Raw genomic sequence first — 13,706 nt, forward strand, 5'->3', positions numbered from 1 at the left:
GTGGGTGACCGCCTCTCCCATCTCGACGAGACCGGTGCAGCCCACATGGTCGACGTGAGCGCCAAAGACGTCACCAAGCGGGTGGCGGTGGCGTCCGGTGTCGTGCGCACCCGCGCCGACGTCGTCGACCTGATCACCGCCAACGGATTGCCGAAGGGCGACGCGCTGGCCACCGCCCGCATCGCCGGCATCATGGCGGCCAAACGCACCAGTGAGTTGGTGCCGCTGTGTCATCCGTTGGCCATCACCGGCGTCGACGTCGACTTCACCATCGGGGTGGACGACGACCCCGGAGCGGTCGGCATCACCGCCGCCGTGCGCACCGCCGACCGCACCGGCGTCGAGATGGAGGCACTGACCGCCGTGAGCGTCGCGGCTCTGACCCTTTACGACATGATCAAGGCCGTCGACCGGGCCGCCCGCATCGATGCCATCCAGGTCGTGCACAAAGAGGGCGGCAAGACCGGAACCTGGGACCGCCGCCCGTGACCAGGTCCGGCGCAGTCGTCATCGCCTCCACCCGCGCCTCGGCCGGCGTCTACGAAGACCTGTGCGGACCGCTCATCGTCGACTGGCTCACCCAACGCGGCATCGCCGCCTCGGCCCCGGTCGTCGTCGCAGACGGTGATGCCGTCGCGCAGGCTTTGCGCGACGCCTTAGCCGGGAAGCCCGACGTGATCGTGACCTCCGGGGGCACCGGCATCTCGCCGACCGACGCCACCCCGCAGGTCACCGCCGCGCTGCTGGACTACGAGCTACCCGGGCTGGCCGACGCGATCCGCCGGGCCGGTCTGCCGCACGTGCCGACCGCGGTGTTGTCGCGCGGCGTCTGCGGAGTCGCCGGTCGCACGCTGATCGTGAACCTGCCCGGCTCCCGGGGCGGGGTCCGCGACGGCCTGTCGGTGCTCAGCGACGTCATCGACCATGCACTCGATCAACTCCAGGGTAGGGACCACTCGCGATGACCGTCGTCGTGCGCAGCGCGCTGACCGAACAGCCCATCGACCCCGCCGAACACGAGGCGTTGGTCGGCCATGATGCCGCCGGCGCGGTGGTGACGTTCTCCGGCGTGGTCCGCAACCACGACGGGGGTCGCACCGTCACGCGGCTCGAGTACTCGGCGCATCCGTCTGCCGAACAGACGCTCGCGGAGGTGGCCGAGGCGGTGGCAGCCGAGGCCACCGGGGTGCGCGCGATCGCGGTCAGTCACCGCATCGGCGAGTTACAGATCGGGGACGCCGCATTGGTGGCGTCGGTGGCCGCTGATCACCGTGGTGCCGCGTTCGCCACCTGCGCTCGCCTGGTCGACGCCGTCAAGGAACGGTTACCGGTGTGGAAACACCAGTTCTTCGCCGACGGCAGCGACGAGTGGGTCAACTCCGCCTGAGGCGACTTCGTGCCGCGTGAGCGTCAGGCGGGCGGAAGGATCGGCGCCGGAGGAACTGCCGAAGCCGGGGGAGCCGGAGCATTCGGTGCCACTCCACCCGGATCCGGGGTCGTCAGCGGGCGCTGCGTCAGAGCCAGCAATGCGTCGCGCCCGGAGATCTCCTGCGTCTGAATGGCGTGCCAGATCTCCCGCAGATAGGTGACGTTGGGGCTCTCGTTGGGGATGTCGGCGGGACTGATCGTCGTTCCCGGCGGCAGGTTGTCCGGGCTGGCCAGGTGCGGCACCTCTGTGGGCAGCGGCGCACCCTCGGTGATCGCCTGGTTGGCCAGGTCGAAAGCCGCGGGCGGCACGTCGACGGCAGCCAATGGTGCCAACGGATCGGCCACGGGCGCGGGGGGCGCCGGAGGCGCCGGCGGCATCGCGGGATCAACAGGAACCGGCTGCAGCGGCACGTCACCGGACTGCAGGGAGAAGAGCTGCGGCTGATCGGCCGGCGCGGGAGCCGGCACGACGTCCCAGTCGGCGACAGTCACCGCCGGTTGGGCCGGCGGCGGAGGCAGCGGCGCGTCCAGCGGAGCCGGCGGCGCGTCCAGCGGTGCCGGCGGCGGAAGAAGGGGATCGCCCGGCGGCGGCGGCAGCGGCGCATCGAGCGGCGCGGCAGGCGGCGGCGCCACCTCGGGGGCAGGAGCCGGCGCAGGAGGCGGTGGCGGGGCGAACGGATCGACCGGGGCGGCCAACATGTCGACCGGAGCGGCCGGCGGCGGTGGCGGGGGAGCCATCGGGTCGAGCGGCGGCGGGGCGACATCCACGCCGAGCGGGTGAGCCGGTGCGGGCTCCTCGGCGACCACGTTGCGCGGTGTTGCGGCGGAGAGCGGCCCGCCGCACGACGGCCAAGCACCCTTGCCCTGGGATGCCAGGACACGCTCGGCGACCGCGATCTGTTCTTCCTTGGTGGCCATGTGGGCAGCCGGGGCGAACTCGCCACCGCCGTGGCCGGACCAGGTGCCCGGCGCGAACTGCAGACCACCGTGGTAGCCGTTGCCGGTGTTGATGGCCCAGTTCCCGCCGGACTCGCAGCGGGCTACCTGATCCCATTCCGCATCGGTCGCGGCGGCGGCCTGGCCGGACATGGCCAGCGCACCTCCGGACAGTACGGCGCCGCCGACGGCGATCTTGGCGACGTTCACAGCAGAAGGGGCGGGCTTGCGATGCCGTCCACTCATAAGTGCGTGTGGTCCTCTCGTCGAGCGCCCGCGAGGTCAGCTGTCGGGTTCGGGCCGGAGAGGTAGCCCGGCCGACGTCGGACGTCGGCTTCACCCCAAGGAGTCGCATGCGACTCCAGGTCCTGTCTCGGTGGACCGGTGGGTCCCCCGCCTCCATCCAGGTGTGTCTTGTGTCCCGCGCGCCGACGGATGGAGTTCGGCGCGGCCGGTGCGCGGGAGGCTCATCGTGTGGGGTCGATGGCCCGTTCAAGACGGTAACGGCTCCTTTGGAGCCCGTCATCTTTTGCTCGGCGCCGTGTCGAACCGGTCGGCAAATCCTAAAAAAACTCTAAACACCCAGGACAAACCGTCGTTACTGCAGGTGCGGGGTGCGGTGATGCGAATGTAGCCATCCCGCGATCGTTATGTCATGTGACGCATATCACGGATTGGTTCTGCGAATCGGTGGACTGCTAACCGCCGGCGAACGGCGGGAGGACGTCGACGGTCTGGCCCGCGCCCAGTCGGCGTGACAGCTCTCGCACCGCGATGCCGTCGCACAGGAACGAGCACCGGCGCAGAACCTTCGCCAGGTCCTCGTTACGCGCCGACAGCAGATCGACCAATTCGGCGATCGTGGCGCCGTCGTGCACCTCGACCCGCTCCGAATCCGTCCCTGCGGCCGCGCGTGCCGCCGCAAAGAAGCGGACCGTGACGAGTACCGAAACCTCTGAACGCATTCCCTAACCGCCAATCGCACTCATCGGCCGCGCGGGCTGGACGAAATCCGGATCGTTGATGCCGTGCCCTGCGGCCTTACTCCACATGGCTTGTCGCCATGCGGCTTCCAGCGCTGCGTCGTCAGCTCCCGAGCGCAGCAGTGTTTTCAAATCGGTCTCGTCCTGGGCGAACAGACAGTTGCGGACCTGCCCGTCGGCTGTCAGGCGGCTGCGGTCGCACGCCGCGCAGAACGCCTGCGACACCGACGCGATGATCCCGACCCGCCCGATGACCGTCGTGCCCTCGAAGACCTGCCACAGCTGCGCCGGAGCCGATCCGCGAGGCGCCGGGTCGGGCGCCAGCGCGAAATGCCGGCGCAGCGCGCCCAGGATCTCGTCGGCGCCCAGGACGCGGTCCCGCTCCCACGCGTGACCGGCGTCGAGCGGCATCTGTTCGATGATGCGCAACTGGTAGCCGTTGGCCAGGCAGAACCGCAGCAGGGCCACCGCGTCCTCGAGACCGGTCACCGGGTCGAGCACCGCGTTGACCTTCACCGGGCTCAAGCCGGCGTCCTTGGCCGCGCGCAGCCCGGCCACCACGTCGGAGAGTCGGTCCCGGCGGGTGGTCGCGGCGAACCGCGCCGGGTCGACGGTGTCCAGCGAGACGTTGATGCGGTCCAGCCCGGCCTGCTTGAGCGCCGCAGCGCGTTTGGCCAGGCCGACGCCGTTGGTGGTCAGGGTGATCTCCGGTCGGGGACGCAGCGCGGCCGTCGCCGCCACCAACTCCTCCAGGTGAGGCACCACGAGCGGTTCACCGCCGGTGAAGCGGACGCTCGTGATGCCCAGCCGGGTCACGGCGATGTGCAGCAGCCGGGCCAACTCGTCGCGGTGCAACTTCTGCTCAGCCGGCATCCACTCGAGCCCCTCGGCGGGCATGCAGTAGGTGCAGCGCAGATTGCACAGGTCGGTCAGCGACACCCGCAGATCGGTGGCGATGCGACCGAACGTGTCGATGAGGGGGCCCTCGGCGGGGGCCGGCCCGACGGCGCGGTGCACCGCCGGCAGTCCGAGGGAGACGACGGTCACCGGGCGGCTCCGACATAGCCGATGTGCGGGGCGTCGACGGGCACGATCTCCTTGCCGAGCGGCATCAGCGACACCGGGATCATCTTCAGATTGGCCAGCGCCAGCGGGATCCCGATGATGGTGACGGCCATCGCCACGGCGCTGATGATGTGCCCGATCGCCAGCCACACACCCGCGACGATGACCCAGATGACATTGCCGACCAGTGCGCCGGGACGGGGCCCGGGCTTGTCGACGATCGTCCGGCCGAACGGCCACAGCGCGTAGACCGCGATGCGCAGCGAGGCGAACCCGAACGGGATCGTGATGATCAGGACGAAGCAGATCAGCGCGGCCAGCAGATAACCCAGAGCCAACCACAGCCCACCGAAGATCAACCAGATCACGTTCAGTATCAGGCGCATAATCTTCCTCCGGCGGTGTCGACCAGCCTACCGACACAAGGGGGTGCTCGCCGTGCGAGCGTCCGAGTAGGATCTTGCACGACGCGTCCCGGGAATGCGGGACGCTTACTTTATGTACCCATCAGGTACGAAAGTGTTGGCAACAGACAGACAGCAGGTGAGACCAGTGCCGACCGGCCGGGTGAAGTGGTACGACGCGGAGAAGGGCTTCGGGTTCCTCTCGCAGGAGGACGGCGAGGACGTCTACGTGCGGTCCTCGGCGTTGCCCGCCGGTGTCGAGGGCCTCAAAGCCGGTCAGCGCGTCGAGTTCGGTGTCGCCGCCGGCCGGCGCGGACCGCAGGCGCTGAGCCTCAAACTCATCGACCCCCCGCCCAGCCTCAGCCGCACGCGGCGCGAAGCGGCCGCCGCGGAGAAGAAGCACACTCCCGACGAGCTGCACGGCATGGTCGAGGACATGATCACCCTGCTGGAAAGCGCGGTGCAACCGGAGCTGCGTAAGGGTCGCTACCCCGATCGCAAGGTCGCCCGCCGGGTCTCGGAGGTCGTCCGCGCCGTCGCGCGCGAACTCGACAGCTGAGTCCTGTGGTCGCGAGAGTGCGCTGAACGTCGCCACGCGCCGGTCGTCACAACGCTGACAGCACTTTCGCGGGTCGACGCGACGCCCGTGGGGTAACACTGAGGCCATGAGTTACGTGGCCGCCGACACCTCCGACGGAGAGTTCAACCGGGACACCGACTACATCGACACGCGGGTGACCGCCGACGGCCGTGACGGCTATGCGGTCGAGCCGGGCCGCTACCGGCTGATCGTGGCCCGCGCTTGCCCCTGGGCCAACCGGGCGATCATCGTCCGACGGCTCCTGGGACTCGAAGATGTCCTGTCCATCGGATTCTGCGGGCCGACCCACGACGAGCGCAGCTGGACGTTCGACCTCGACCCCGACGGGCGTGACCCCGTTCTCGGCATCCGCTTTCTGCGCGATGCCTACAACAAGCGCATACCGGACTACCCGAAGGGGGTCACCGTCCCGGCGATCGTCGACATCCCCGGCGGAGCGGTGGTGACCAACGACTTCGCCCAGATCACTCTCGATCTGTCGACGGAGTGGACGGCCTACCATCGGGACGGCGCGCCGCAGCTGTACCCCGAGCCGCTGCGCGACGAGATCGACGAGGTCGCCCAACGGATCTATACCGAGGTCAACAACGGTGTCTACCGCTGCGGCTTCGCCGGTTCGCAGTCCGCCTACGAGAAGGCCTACGACCGGTTGTTCGCCGCGCTGGACTGGTTGTCGGAGCGCCTGGCCGATCGCCGCTACCTGGTCGGCGACACGATCACCGAGGCCGACGTGCGGCTGTTCACCACGCTGGTGCGCTTCGACCCCGTCTATCACGGTCACTTCAAGACCAACCGCGCGAAACTGTCCGAGATGCCGGTGTTGTGGGCCTACGCCCGCGACCTGTTCCAGACGCCCGGGTTCGGCGACACCGTCGACTTCGTGCAGATCAAGCAGCACTACTACATCGTGCATTCGGACATCAACCCCACCGGTGTCGTACCCAAGGGGCCCGACCTGTCGGCCTGGCTGACCCCGCACGGCCGGGAAGCGCTGGGCGGCAAGCCTTTCGGTGAGGGCACCCCGCCGGGGCCGGTGCGCGCGGGCGAGCGTGTCCCCGCCGAACACTCGGCGGGTTAGGACCAGACCGTCCGCACCGACCATTCCGCGTGCGGCACCGGGAACTCGTTGCCGTCCTGATCGCGGACCAGGGTCGGCAGCTGCACCGCGATGCCGGTCAACCGTCCACGGAACGGGTCGAGCGTCGGGATGGTCACCGCCAGGCGGGCGCCGGGCCGGAACTCCTCGATGACGTCGTCGTCCTCGTAGGCGCTCAACAGCACCCACGGCGCATCGGAGATGGCCGCAGGCAACGAAAGCTGTACGGGGTCACGGCCGTTCACCGGCAGTTCACCCTGCTCGGCGGGGACGACGCAGTCCGTCGGGTTGAGCACCTCGCAGAACCGGTACGGGCCCACGCGGGTGAGGTTGCCGTGGGAGTACGCCGAGATCTCCGGCAGATCCGGTCCGTGGTCGCGCGACAGCTGCCACACCAGGACGCCGGTGGCCACCGTCGCGACGACCGCGATCGCGACCAGTACGCCCAGAACGCGTTTCATGGATACCTCATCGTCGTCGCGTCGACCGGTCCGCCTTCTTGTTCGGCGTGCACCGGACGGTTGCCGCCCAGGCCGGGCACCAGGGACTCACCGCGATAACTCAGCACGGTCTGGGCCAGGCCGAGGATCAGGATCGCGGTGATGGTGGTGAAACCCGCCCAGAGTTCGGTGTAGATCAACACCCCGGTCGCGCCGCCGGCCACCCACGCCAACTGCAGCAGCGACTCCGACCGGCCGAACGCCGAGGCCCGCGATTCCTCGGGCAGATCGTCTTGCAGCGACGCGTCGAGCGAGGCCTTGGCGATCGCACTGGCCCCCGACGTGACCAGGGTGGCCGCGGCAGCCACCAGGAGGTTGCCGGTGACCGCGGCGGCCAGCGCCATCCCCGTCACCGCGATCGCGCAGCGCACCACGAGCTGCGCGGGGTGACCCAACTCGAGCCGGGCTGCGGTGAAGTTCCCGATGAAGTTGCCGACGGCTGCGGCGGCGCCGATGAGTCCCAGGATGCGCAGCTGCTCCCAGCCGGTGGCGTCGTGTGCCTTGGCCACGAACGCCGGGTAGAGGAACAGGAAGCCGACCATCACCTTGACCGTGCAGTTGCCCCACAACGCGGTGATGACATTGCGGCCCAAGGGTTGCCGGGCCTTGTCGGTCGTCGGCGGCGGGCTGTCGCGACGTAGGTCGCCGGAGCGGCCGTGATAGCTCAACGTCGCGGGCACCTCGCCCTCGGTGACCTCCACCCACTTCGGGATCCGCATGGCCAGCGCCGCGCCGGCCACCGACACCGCGACCACGATGTAGAGCGCGCCGGGCATCGCGAAAAGCTGGAAGCCCCATTCGGCGGCAGCCGCGATACCGCCACCGACCATCGTTCCCCCCAGCAAACCGAACATGGTCAGGCGGGAGTTGACGCGCACCAGGTCAATGGTCGGAGGCAGCACACGGGGCGTGACCGCGCTGCGCAGCACCGAGAACGACTTGGACAACACCATCATCCCGAGCGCACACGGATAGAGCACCCAGGACGGGAAGCTGCCGGTGGCGCTGTCGAAGTTGGCGATCAGCACCAGCGCCAGCACGGTGCGCAACGCGAACGAGGTGGCCAGCGCGACCCTGCGGCCGTGCTGCAGCCGGTCCAGCGCCGGGCCGATCAGCGGCGCGATGATCGCGAACGGCGCGATGGTGATCAGGAGGTACAGCGCCACCCTGCTCTTGCTCTCGCCGGTGGCCGCTGCGAAGAACAACGTGTTGGCCAACGCCACCGCCATGGCGGCGTCGACGGCGAAGTTCGCGACCACCGGCCACGTCAGCGCGGTCAGACCCGACTTGTCGGCACCGTCGGCGGTCGCGGCCCGATGGACCAGGCCGTACATCTTCGAACCCATCTCGCGACTGCGCTGCGCCGCGGCCCGGGTGACCGTGACCCGCTCACCGCCGTCGGCACGCGGCCGGCCGGGGCCGGTGTCGGTGCGTCGGTAACTGCGGTGTTCACCGTGCTCGTCCAGCGGCGGTAGCCATCGGTTTCCGCTCGGTGGACGGGGTGTGCGCGGCCGACCCGGCCCGGGACCGGGCACCGGATCGCTCGGGTAGTTCGCCATCCCCGGGTGCTCGCCTGCGGGTGGTCGCGGCGGATAGTAGCGGGCACCGTGGCGACTCTCGGGGTCGTGATGGTCACGTCGCTCGCTCACGCGCTCGATTCTCCCCTATCCGGCCGACAGTCGTCGCACGGCCGACCGGTGTGGCTAACGTGCGTTGGCTTCGGGCAGTATTGGGGGCAATGGACAGCGTGACCGAGTCTCAACCCGACGTGGCGTCGGCCCCGGAAGTGCCGCCGGAACTGGCGGCTGTGCTCCAGGGGGCCGTCGACGACGCGCGCGGGGCCATCGCCGAACACAGCGGCGCGGAGACGGTCGGGGAATATCTCGGCGCCGAGTTCGAGGATCCGTCGTCGGCGACACATCGTTTCCTGGCCGAGATGCCGGGCTACCGGGGCTGGCAGTGGGCCGTGGTGGTGGCCGCGGTCCCCGGGGCCGAGCGGGCCACCATCAGTGAAGTGGTGCTCGTGCCCGGCCCGACCGCGCTGCTGGCGCCGAAGTGGGTGCCGTGGGAGGACCGGGTCCGACCCGGTGACCTCGGCCCGGGTGATCTGCTGGCGCCCCCGGCCGACGACCCCCGCCTGGTGCCGGGACACACCGCGACCGGCGATCCGCAGGTCGACGACGTCGCCGTGGAGCTCGGTCTGGGTCGCCGCCAGGTGCTCAGCCTCTGGGGCCGCATCGATGCTGCGCAGCGATGGCACGACGGGGAGTACGGACCGAACTCGGCGATGGCCCGGTCCACGCGCCGCGTGTGCCGCGACTGCGGGTTCTACGTGCGGCTGGGCGGCGCGCTCGGCGTGATGTTCGGGGTCTGCGCGAACGAACTCGCCGCCGACGGCCACGTCGTCGACGCCGAGTACGGGTGCGGCGCGCACTCCGACACCCCGGCGCCGCAGGGCGCGGGCTCGCCGCTGTACGACCCGTTCGACGACGGCGTCCTCGATCTGGTCGAGAAGCCCGACGACAACCCCGACGAGAAGTCCGACGAGGGTTAGCTAGCGTTCGGCGGCGGCTTTGATCCGCGACAGCGTCGCGTTCATCCCCTCGACCAGCTCGTCCTCGAAGCTGGGCACCCCGCCCATGAATTTGCTCACCAGGAAGTTCGACACCGCCGAGGTGCCGTTCTCCGCGTTGCGGGTCTCGATCAGCCGGGTGCCCGCGTCCGTGGGCTCGAGTTCGTAGCTCCAGACGGTGGTGTTCTCGTTGACCCGGAACGAGAGCTTCTTCTGCGGCACGACCTCGATGATCCGGCAGGTGGTGGGCCAGAACATCATTCCCCGCCGGTTGAAGTTGATGGTGCGAGCGCCGGGCCGGACACCGCCGAGGGCCTTCATGTAACGGCACTGCGGACTCCACTGCGGCATGTTGCTCACGTCGGACACCAGGTCCCAGACCCGCGACACCGGCGCGTTGATGTCGATCTGGGCCTGCAGTATGGGCGCTGCCATCGCGCTGTCTCCTTTGCTCACCGTCACCGGATCAGGTCAAGCCGCTCTGTGCGCCGCGGGAGCCGCGCCGCACTGCGTGACGTTGCCACAGAAAAATGGACGTGCCAACCACTGCCACGCCGAGCCCGGCCAGGGTGACCGGGCGCCAGCTGTGCAGCGCGTCGACGGTGAACGCCAGGACCGCGGCCACCAACCACATCGAACTGATCACCAGGATCATCGGCCACGGTGACAGCAGGCGAGGCGGCAGGGGCGGAGGCGCCACGGGTTCGTCCATCGCGCACCAAGGTAACCGACGTCTCCCGGCGTCTGGGTAGTCTCGACCCGTGGAGCATGCCGGTGGACTGCGAAACGGCATGAGCGGCACATCGATCGAGGTCATTGACATCGCCGACCCGGCCGACCCCCGTCTCGACGACTTCCGCGACCTCAACAGCGTCGACCGTCGCCCCGATCTGCCGAGCGGTAAGGGTCTGGTGATCGCCGAAGGGGTCCTGGTGGTGCAGCGCCTGCTGGCGTCCCGGTTCACCCCGCGCGCACTGTTGGGCACCGACCGGCGGCTCGTCGAACTCGGTTCCGACCTCGACGGCCTCACCGTGCCGTTCTACCGGGTTGACGCCGAGGTGATGGCCGAGGTGGTCGGGTTCCACCTCAACCGCGGCGTGCTCGCCTCGGCGTCCCGGGCGGCGGAGCTGGCGGTACCGCAGGTGCTCGACGGCGCCCGCACCGTCGTGGTCCTCGAGGGCGTCAACGACCACGAGAACCTAGGTTCGATCTTCCGCAACGCCGCCGGCCTCGGCGTCGACGCGGTCGTGTTCGGCAGCGGATGCGCCGACCCGCTGTACCGGCGCGCGGTGCGGGTCTCGATGGGACACGCGCTGCTGGTGCCGTTCGCCCGGTCGGTGAACTGGCCACAGGACCTCGACATCCTGCGGGACAGAGGATTCGCCCTGCTGGCCATGACCCCCGACCCCGAGGCGGCCACCCTCGCCGAGGTGATGTCCGCGCGGGTCGACGAGCCCGTGGCGATCCTCGTCGGCGCCGAGGGGCCCGGTCTGCAGGAACGCACCATGCGGGCCAGCGATGTGCGGGTGCGCATCCCGATGTCGCGCGGCACCGACTCCCTCAACGTCGCCACGGCAGCGGCGCTGGCGTTCTACGAGCGCGACCGCCTGCGCGTCGAGGTGGCTCCGTGACCGAGGACGGCACTCCCTGGGGGACCGGACTGACGGTCGCGGCTTTCGTCGCCGCGGTCATCGCCGCGGCGATCGTCGTGCTGAGCATCGGCATGGCCCGGGTGCATCCGTTGTTGGCCGTGGGGCTCAACCTGGTCGCGGTCGGCGGGCTGGCCCCGACGCTCTGGGGATGGCGACGACGTCCGGTGTGGCGGTGGTTCGTGCTCGGGTCGGCCGTCGGGGTGGCCGGTGCGTGGATCGCGCTGTCAGCGCTCGCCGCCGCTGGAGCGAACGCCTAGCAGGACGTCCTCCCAGGCCGGGACCGCGGGCCGGGACTTGCGCGCGCGTGCGGTCTTGGGTGCGGGTGCCGGTGCGGGCTCCGACTCCGTCTCCGACACTGCCGCGGGTTCGGGCCGCTCGGGTGCAGGCGTCTCGGCCGGCGTCTCGACGATGGGCTCCTCGGGCTCACCCAGCGCGAGTTGGGCCACCGGCGCCAAGGGCCGCAGCGTGCGGCTGAAGTTCGGGTCGATCAGTTCAGCGGCATTCTCGTCGAACGCCGTCACCGTGCCGCCGTGCGCGCCGGGCGCATAGCGGAAGTGTGCCTGCAGATCCGAACGTCCGGCGGTCCAGGCCAGTTGCACGGTCCACCGACCGTCCTCGTTGCGCCACGCATCCCACGCGGTCGCGTCGGGGTCCAGGCCCCGGGCCACCATCGCCGCGGTGACCGTCTCCAGCAGGGTCAGCACCGAGGGGCCGTCGGAGAGCACCGGGTGGGCCGCGGTGGCCAGCTCCGCGGCGCGGGCGCGCTCGAGCAGCACCGGGTGGGCGAAGCGCTCGACGCGGGCCGGGTCGACACCGGCGGCGGACGCGATCTGCTCGACCGACGCGCCGGCACGGATGCGTGACTGAATTTCCCTGGGTCGCAGCATGTTCGGGACCTCGACATTGATCGTGGTTTGATTCGATGCGACCTTGTCGCCCCGCACAGCCGCCCGCAGCCGCTCGTCGGAGCGCAACACGAACCTCTCCGCGGAGTCGTCGGTCTCGCAGATGATGCGCGCGCCACGCCCGTCGTCGATATCGAGTCCGACGACTCTGAGTTCCCTCATTACGACCTCCTCCGGGCCGGCCGAGCCCGATACGGACGTCACCCTACTGTGTTATCGATCCGTAACCGGGGTGACACGCGGCGGTGGTCCGGGGGAGTCCTTCAGAGTCGTTCGGCGACCCAGTCGACGCATGCGGTCAGCGCGCTGACGTCGTCGGGCTCGACGGCCGGGAACATGCCGACCCGCAGCTGGTTGCGGCCCAGCTTGCGGTACGGCTCGGTGTCGACGATGCCGTTGGCGCGAAGGGTCTTGGCGACCGCCGCCGCGTCGACGTCGTCGCTGAAGTCGACGGTGCCCACCACCGCCGACCGCAGCGCCGGATCCTTGACGAACGGGGTCGCGAACGACGATGCCTCGGCCCAGGAGTACAGCCGTGACGACGAGTCGGCGGTACGCCGGGTCGCCCAGGCCAGGCCACCGTGGCCGAGCAGCCAGTCGATCTGGTCGGCCAGCAGCACCAGCGTCGCGATCGCAGGGGTGTTGTAGGTCTGGTTCTTCAAGCTGTTCTCGACGGCGATGGGCAGGGACAGGAACTCCGGAACCCACCGGCCGGATCCCGCGATCGCGTCGACCCGCGCGAGCGCGGCGGGGGACAGGATCGCGATCCAGAGTCCGCCGTCGCCGGCGAAGTTCTTCTGCGGGGCGAAGTAGTACGCGTCGGCCTGGGTGATGTCCACGGGCAACCCGCCGGCGGCCGAGGTGGCATCGATCGCGACGAGTGCGTCGCCGTCCGGGCGTGACACCGGTACCGCCACGCCGGTGGAGGTCTCGTTGTGGGCCCACGCGATCAGGTCGACCGATGGGTCGGACTGCGGGGCCGGCGCGCTGCCCGGGTCGGCCTTGATCACGATGGGGTCGCCGACGAACGGGTTCTTGGCCACCGCGGAGGCGAATTTGGAGCTGAACTCGCCGTAGGTCAGGTGCAGCGAACGTTGGTCGATCAGGCCGAAAGCGGCGGCGTCCCAGAAGGCCGTCGAACCGCCGTTGCCGAGGATCACCTCGTAGTCGTCGGGCAGGGAGAACAGCTGACGCAGTCCGTCGCGGACCCGGCCGACGAGGTTCTTGACCGGGGCCTGTCGGTGCGACGTGCCGAACAGGTCGCCTGCGGCCGCCAGGGCCTGCAGTTGTTCGGGACGGACCTTCGACGGTCCGCAGCCGAAGCGGCCGTCACGCGGTTTGAGGTCGGCGGGGATCGTCAGGTTCTCGGCCATGACGGTCAGCCTAAAACCGACGGTCAGATGCAGGCCAATCGCGGTTGCGCGGCCGACCGGCCGTCGAGCTTCGGTGAGCTGCGTCACATGTGACGTGGGTAACCGGGTTCGCGCACAGCTGCGAGAAACCCCTGGTTAATTCCTGGGACCGTGGGTACTGTCTTTAGACATCGAGCCGACGAATGTAAACC

18 protein-coding genes and 1 riboswitch are annotated in these 13,706 nt (G+C 69.8%); of the genes, 8 read left to right on the forward strand and 10 right to left on the reverse strand.

Annotated elements, in window-relative coordinates; translation table 11 throughout:
- The 3 genes from moaC to ACAG25_RS18900 are packed head-to-tail and all read left to right on the forward strand — an operon-like array spanning position 1 to position 1,387.
- Positions 1-489: a cyclic pyranopterin monophosphate synthase MoaC gene (moaC, locus tag ACAG25_RS18890; protein ID WP_370490007.1), complete on the forward strand. Its 489-nt coding sequence runs from the start codon at positions 1-3 to the stop codon at positions 487-489.
- On the forward strand, positions 486-965 hold the full coding sequence (locus tag ACAG25_RS18895; RefSeq protein WP_370490008.1) for a molybdenum cofactor biosynthesis protein B: 480 nt from the start codon (positions 486-488) through the stop codon (positions 963-965). Before moaC ends, ACAG25_RS18895 begins: the two co-directional genes overlap by 4 nt.
- Positions 962-1,387: a molybdenum cofactor biosynthesis protein MoaE gene (locus tag ACAG25_RS18900; protein WP_370490009.1), complete on the forward strand. Its 426-nt coding sequence runs from the start codon at positions 962-964 to the stop codon at positions 1,385-1,387. Before ACAG25_RS18895 ends, ACAG25_RS18900 begins: the two co-directional genes overlap by 4 nt.
- A gap of 23 nt (positions 1,388-1,410) precedes the next feature.
- Here ACAG25_RS18900 and ACAG25_RS18905 read toward each other — a convergent pair whose 3' ends face one another.
- The 4 genes from ACAG25_RS18905 to ACAG25_RS18920 all read right to left on the reverse strand — a co-directional run bounded on the left by ACAG25_RS18905 (position 1,411) and on the right by ACAG25_RS18920 (position 4,798).
- On the reverse strand, positions 1,411-2,610 hold the full coding sequence (locus tag ACAG25_RS18905; RefSeq protein WP_370490010.1) for a transglycosylase family protein: 1,200 nt from the start codon (positions 2,608-2,610) through the stop codon (positions 1,411-1,413).
- A 9-nt stretch (positions 2,611-2,619) separates the two neighbouring features.
- Positions 2,620-2,822, reverse strand: a riboswitch (cyclic di-AMP (ydaO/yuaA leader).
- A 240-nt stretch (positions 2,823-3,062) separates the two neighbouring features.
- A complete protein-coding gene (locus ACAG25_RS18910; RefSeq protein WP_370490011.1) occupies positions 3,063-3,329 on the reverse strand; it encodes a MoaD/ThiS family protein in 267 nt (88 codons plus the stop codon).
- A 3-nt stretch (positions 3,330-3,332) separates the two neighbouring features.
- Complete coding sequence (gene moaA, locus ACAG25_RS18915) at positions 3,333-4,394, reverse strand: GTP 3',8-cyclase MoaA (protein ID WP_370490012.1); 1,062 nt, start codon at positions 4,392-4,394, stop codon at positions 3,333-3,335.
- A complete protein-coding gene (locus ACAG25_RS18920; RefSeq protein WP_370490013.1) occupies positions 4,391-4,798 on the reverse strand; it encodes a YccF domain-containing protein in 408 nt (135 codons plus the stop codon). The genes moaA and ACAG25_RS18920 overlap by 4 nt, the downstream gene beginning before the upstream one ends.
- Positions 4,799-4,964: 166 nt before the next feature.
- On the opposite strand from ACAG25_RS18920, the gene ACAG25_RS18925 reads away from it, so the two are divergent.
- Together ACAG25_RS18925 and ACAG25_RS18930 are read left to right on the forward strand one after the other, a co-directional pair.
- Entirely contained in the window at positions 4,965-5,375 is a 411-nt protein-coding gene (locus ACAG25_RS18925) for a cold-shock protein (protein WP_370490014.1), read from the forward strand.
- 106 nt (positions 5,376-5,481) lie between these two features.
- Positions 5,482-6,495 carry a glutathione S-transferase family protein gene (locus ACAG25_RS18930; protein WP_370490015.1) on the forward strand — a complete coding sequence of 338 codons (1,014 nt, stop codon included), beginning with the start codon at positions 5,482-5,484 and terminating at the stop codon, positions 6,493-6,495.
- On the opposite strand, the gene ACAG25_RS18935 is transcribed toward ACAG25_RS18930, so the two are convergent.
- Together ACAG25_RS18935 and ACAG25_RS18940 are read right to left on the reverse strand one after the other, a co-directional pair.
- On the reverse strand, positions 6,492-6,974 hold the full coding sequence (locus ACAG25_RS18935) for a DUF2771 domain-containing protein (RefSeq protein WP_370490016.1): 483 nt from the start codon (positions 6,972-6,974) through the stop codon (positions 6,492-6,494). The genes ACAG25_RS18930 and ACAG25_RS18935 overlap by 4 nt on opposite strands.
- Positions 6,971-8,572 (reverse strand): MFS transporter, encoded by a 1,602-nt coding sequence (locus ACAG25_RS18940; protein WP_370490113.1) that lies wholly within the window; start codon positions 8,570-8,572, stop codon positions 6,971-6,973. The genes ACAG25_RS18935 and ACAG25_RS18940 overlap by 4 nt, the downstream gene beginning before the upstream one ends.
- A 179-nt stretch (positions 8,573-8,751) precedes the next feature.
- On the opposite strand from ACAG25_RS18940, the gene ACAG25_RS18945 reads away from it, so the two are divergent.
- The gene (locus ACAG25_RS18945) at positions 8,752-9,567 is read left to right on the forward strand and encodes a DUF3027 domain-containing protein (RefSeq protein ID WP_370490017.1); all 816 of its coding nucleotides are present in this window, start codon (positions 8,752-8,754) and stop codon (positions 9,565-9,567) included.
- On the opposite strand, the gene ACAG25_RS18950 is transcribed toward ACAG25_RS18945, so the two are convergent.
- Together ACAG25_RS18950 and ACAG25_RS18955 are read right to left on the reverse strand one after the other, a co-directional pair.
- Entirely contained in the window at positions 9,568-10,020 is a 453-nt protein-coding gene (locus ACAG25_RS18950; protein WP_370490018.1) for an SRPBCC family protein, read from the reverse strand.
- Positions 10,021-10,051: 31 nt separating this feature from the next.
- On the reverse strand, positions 10,052-10,297 hold the full coding sequence (locus ACAG25_RS18955; RefSeq protein WP_370490019.1) for a DUF2530 domain-containing protein: 246 nt from the start codon (positions 10,295-10,297) through the stop codon (positions 10,052-10,054).
- A gap of 79 nt (positions 10,298-10,376) precedes the next feature.
- Here ACAG25_RS18955 and ACAG25_RS18960 point away from each other — a divergent pair, with 79 nt between their 5' ends.
- Positions 10,377-11,216: a TrmH family RNA methyltransferase gene (locus ACAG25_RS18960; protein WP_370490020.1), complete on the forward strand. Its 840-nt coding sequence runs from the start codon at positions 10,377-10,379 to the stop codon at positions 11,214-11,216.
- On the forward strand, positions 11,213-11,494 hold the full coding sequence (locus ACAG25_RS18965; RefSeq protein ID WP_370490021.1) for a DUF2537 domain-containing protein: 282 nt from the start codon (positions 11,213-11,215) through the stop codon (positions 11,492-11,494). The genes ACAG25_RS18960 and ACAG25_RS18965 overlap by 4 nt, the downstream gene beginning before the upstream one ends.
- Here the strand turns inward: ACAG25_RS18965 and sepH are convergent.
- Both sepH and serC read right to left on the reverse strand, forming a co-directional pair.
- Positions 11,462-12,304 (reverse strand): septation protein SepH, encoded by an 843-nt coding sequence (gene sepH, locus ACAG25_RS18970; RefSeq protein WP_370490022.1) that lies wholly within the window; start codon positions 12,302-12,304, stop codon positions 11,462-11,464. The two genes, ACAG25_RS18965 and sepH, sit on opposite strands and share 33 nt — an antisense overlap.
- Before the next feature lie 101 nt (positions 12,305-12,405).
- Positions 12,406-13,515 carry a phosphoserine transaminase gene (serC, locus tag ACAG25_RS18975; protein ID WP_370490023.1) on the reverse strand — a complete coding sequence of 370 codons (1,110 nt, stop codon included), beginning with the start codon at positions 13,513-13,515 and terminating at the stop codon, positions 12,406-12,408.
- Positions 13,516-13,706 lie beyond the last annotated feature (191 nt).

Source organism: Mycobacterium sp. pV006 (assembly GCF_041287115.1).
Lineage (GTDB): Bacteria > Actinomycetota > Actinomycetes > Mycobacteriales > Mycobacteriaceae > Mycobacterium.

What these genes read in the sequence shown, in the direction of transcription:
- ACAG25_RS18945 (WP_370490017.1), top strand. Translation starts at nt 8,752, where the DNA reads ATGGACAGCGTGACCGAGTCTCAACCCGACGTGGCGTCGGCCCCGGAA.
- ACAG25_RS18910 (WP_370490011.1), bottom strand. Translation starts at nt 3,329, where the DNA reads ATGCGTTCAGAGGTTTCGGTACTCGTCACGGTCCGCTTCTTTGCGGCG.
- serC (WP_370490023.1), bottom strand. Translation starts at nt 13,515, where the DNA reads ATGGCCGAGAACCTGACGATCCCCGCCGACCTCAAACCGCGTGACGGC.
- ACAG25_RS18935 (WP_370490016.1), bottom strand. Translation starts at nt 6,974, where the DNA reads ATGAAACGCGTTCTGGGCGTACTGGTCGCGATCGCGGTCGTCGCGACG.
- ACAG25_RS18950 (WP_370490018.1), bottom strand. Translation starts at nt 10,020, where the DNA reads ATGGCAGCGCCCATACTGCAGGCCCAGATCGACATCAACGCGCCGGTG.
- ACAG25_RS18905 (WP_370490010.1), bottom strand. Translation starts at nt 2,610, where the DNA reads ATGAGTGGACGGCATCGCAAGCCCGCCCCTTCTGCTGTGAACGTCGCC.
- ACAG25_RS18900 (WP_370490009.1), top strand. Translation starts at nt 962, where the DNA reads ATGACCGTCGTCGTGCGCAGCGCGCTGACCGAACAGCCCATCGACCCC.
- ACAG25_RS18960 (WP_370490020.1), top strand. Translation starts at nt 10,377, where the DNA reads ATGAGCGGCACATCGATCGAGGTCATTGACATCGCCGACCCGGCCGAC.
- ACAG25_RS18940 (WP_370490113.1), bottom strand. Translation starts at nt 8,572, where the DNA reads ATGGCGAACTACCCGAGCGATCCGGTGCCCGGTCCCGGGCCGGGTCGG.
- ACAG25_RS18930 (WP_370490015.1), top strand. Translation starts at nt 5,482, where the DNA reads ATGAGTTACGTGGCCGCCGACACCTCCGACGGAGAGTTCAACCGGGAC.
- ACAG25_RS18920 (WP_370490013.1), bottom strand. Translation starts at nt 4,798, where the DNA reads ATGCGCCTGATACTGAACGTGATCTGGTTGATCTTCGGTGGGCTGTGG.
- ACAG25_RS18955 (WP_370490019.1), bottom strand. Translation starts at nt 10,297, where the DNA reads ATGGACGAACCCGTGGCGCCTCCGCCCCTGCCGCCTCGCCTGCTGTCA.
- sepH (WP_370490022.1), bottom strand. Translation starts at nt 12,304, where the DNA reads ATGAGGGAACTCAGAGTCGTCGGACTCGATATCGACGACGGGCGTGGC.